General features: G+C 37.7%; 3 protein-coding genes. All 3 read right to left on the bottom strand.

Annotation, left to right across the window (positions count from 1 at the left end):
* A partial coding sequence (locus tag ABE048_RS12745) for an ATP-binding cassette domain-containing protein (RefSeq protein ID WP_430311642.1) occupies positions 1 to 476 on the bottom strand: 476 nt, incomplete at its 3' end.
* Between the two features lie 21 nt (positions 477 to 497).
* A complete protein-coding gene (locus tag ABE048_RS12740; protein ID WP_430311641.1) occupies positions 498 to 1415 on the bottom strand; it encodes an NlpC/P60 family protein in 918 nt (305 codons plus the stop codon).
* Positions 1405 to 2505: a dipeptide epimerase gene (locus ABE048_RS12735; protein WP_430311640.1), complete on the bottom strand. Its 1101-nt coding sequence runs from the start codon at positions 2503 to 2505 to the stop codon at positions 1405 to 1407. The genes ABE048_RS12740 and ABE048_RS12735 overlap by 11 nt, the downstream gene beginning before the upstream one ends.
* Between the last annotated feature and the right edge of the window lie 105 nt (positions 2506 to 2610).

Genomic DNA, 2610 nt, shown 5'->3' with positions numbered 1-2610 from the left:
CGTTGGCGTTGGCCACCTGAAAATTCATGAGGATAACGATTGGCGTGCTCTCTATTTAAACCTACATCCTCCAATAGTTTATAAACACGCTCACGTAATTTATTTTTATTTTTGTACAATCCATTGACTTCCATCGGTTCTGCGATAATTTCAAAAACAGTCGATCTTGGGTTTAGAGACGCGTATGGATCTTGAAAAATCATCTGCATATTCTTTAGCATTTGATCGCGTTCTTTACCAGATTGTTCATGAACATTTTTGCCTTCAAATAACACTTTTCCATCAGTACGATTATAAAGACCTAAAATTGTACGACCTGCTGTTGATTTCCCACATCCAGATTCACCAACAAGTCCAAATGTCTCCCCTTTTAAGATATCAAAACTGATGCCATTCACTGCTTTTAATGTACTGCCTTTTCCTAAATCAAAATGTTTTTTTAAATTTTCTACGGATAATACTACTTCCTTCGTCATGATGTCTCACCCCAGTTTTGCTTAATATCGACTTACTCCGCAAAGTTCCTCTTCAAACTTTGTGCCAGCTAAATGAATGATTTCTACTGTCTTTCCTGTTTGTGGAGAATGAATCATTTTCCCATCTCCAAAATAAAATCCAACATGTCGTACAGGTGCTCTACCAAAGTCATTTGCGAAAAATAACAAATCTCCTATTTGCCATTCATCAGTGTTTTCTTTATTTATTGCTTTGCCCGCTTCCTTTTGTTCTCCTGCATCTCGAGGAATAATAATACCAGAAGCCTTCGCCATGTTATATGTAAATCCTGAACAGTCATAACCATATGATGACATGCCACCCCAAAAGTAAGGTAAATCCAGAAATGCTGTCCCTTTAATAACAGCTTGCTCCATTGTCGTAGGATTTCCGGTTGTTCTGTTAGAAGTAATTTCTACTCCATTTTTGCTTAATAATGCTTTACCGTTTGGCGAATCAACATGAAAATATTTTGAACACTCATCTCGTAATGGGAGAATTGTATTAAATGGTAGTACTAATAGCGGCATTACATCCTCAGTCCATAATTGAACTTTATCAGCTGTAACGATGACATATTTATTTGAATCTGGGTCTTTTCCCTCTATTAATTGTGTTAAAGGAACCCACCCTGGATATCCCCGTTGGTCTTTGATAGATGGCTGTTGAATTGCAACAATTTTTGCCCAATCATCTACTATTTCATCAACAATCACATCTTCTCCATAAAGGAGCTGTGTTTGCACTCGATTCGCATCACATAAATCTAACCTTTCCTTATATGGTAATGCTTCAAGCCATTTTACGAGATGGACAGGATTTTCAATACCTGGTTTATCGATATCACGTGCAGATGTTGGTGATGACCATACTGTAGCTACAGGCACTGCACATCGCCAAATATTTTCTTTAGTTGACATGCAAACTCCCTCCTTTGTTAACACGCTGGATTCCTAATCCTGCTGATGTATCAAATGTTATTTTGGCACCTTCATATTGAATGCCGCCCTCTAACAAATCCCCTTTTAACATCAATGGTGCATCAAAGTCATAATGAATAATGTTCGATTGACTAGCTGCAAAATGAGCAGCTGCACCAACCCCTAGCTTTGTTTCAATCATGCTACCGGTCATACATTTCATATCATGACTTGCAGCTAAAGAAGCAATTTTCAAAGCTTGGTATATGCCTCCAGCTTTCATCAATTTGATGTTAATCAAATCTGCTGCTCTCATTTCAATCACTCTTTTTGCATCATAAAGGGAAAAAACACTTTCATCAGCCATAATGGGTGTTAACGTATGGTCTGTTACATATTTTAATCCCTCGATATCATGAGCTAATACAGGCTGTTCAATAAATTCAATATTTAATTGTTCGTCTTCCATTTGTTTGATTGCTCGAACAGCTTCCTTTGCTGTCCATCCTTGGTTTGCATCTAAACGAAGTTTAATATCAAAGCCAACTGCTTTACGGATTGCTTGAATTCGTTTAATGTCATCATCAATTCCGCCAATTCCAACTTTCACCTTTAATATATGAAAGCCATCCTTTACATAGCGTATAGCATCATCAGCCATTTCAATCGGCTCATTCACACTAACCGTATAATCTGTCATTAGTTCTGATCTTGCACCGCCTAAATATTGATAGAGAGGTAGACCGGCAACTTGTGCCAGTAAATCATATAACGCCATATCAACAGCCGCTTTTGCGCTTGTATTATGAACCATCGAACGATGAAGTGCTTGGAAAAGTTGCTCATGATAGCGCAAATCTTTTCCTACCAGTAAAGGCTTAAATACTCCTTCTATTGCAAATTGAATACTTGCTAAAGACTCTCCTGTAATGACATGAGTTGGTGGAGCTTCCCCGTACCCTTCTCTACCATCTTCTAATTGAATACGCACATAAATTGCTTCTGCAACAGTAACTGTGCGTAATGCTGTTTTAAAGGCTTTCTTCAAAGGTACTGCTACTTGAAATGTTTCGATTGAACGAATAATCATTTTTCTTCACCCCGTTTTGTTATTGAAGAGTTCACTGAAAAACTAGTTGAATGTAAAATTTATAGTAATTTTCTGAAGTGGATTCAGCTCCGCTTTCCGCGGGCG

The organism is Rummeliibacillus pycnus (genome assembly GCF_050459865.1).
In the GTDB taxonomy this organism is placed as follows: Bacteria; Bacillota; Bacilli; order Bacillales_A; family Planococcaceae; genus Rummeliibacillus; species Rummeliibacillus pycnus_B.
Note: the sequence above shows the minus strand (reverse complement) of the source record. Positions and strands in the feature narration are given on the sequence as shown.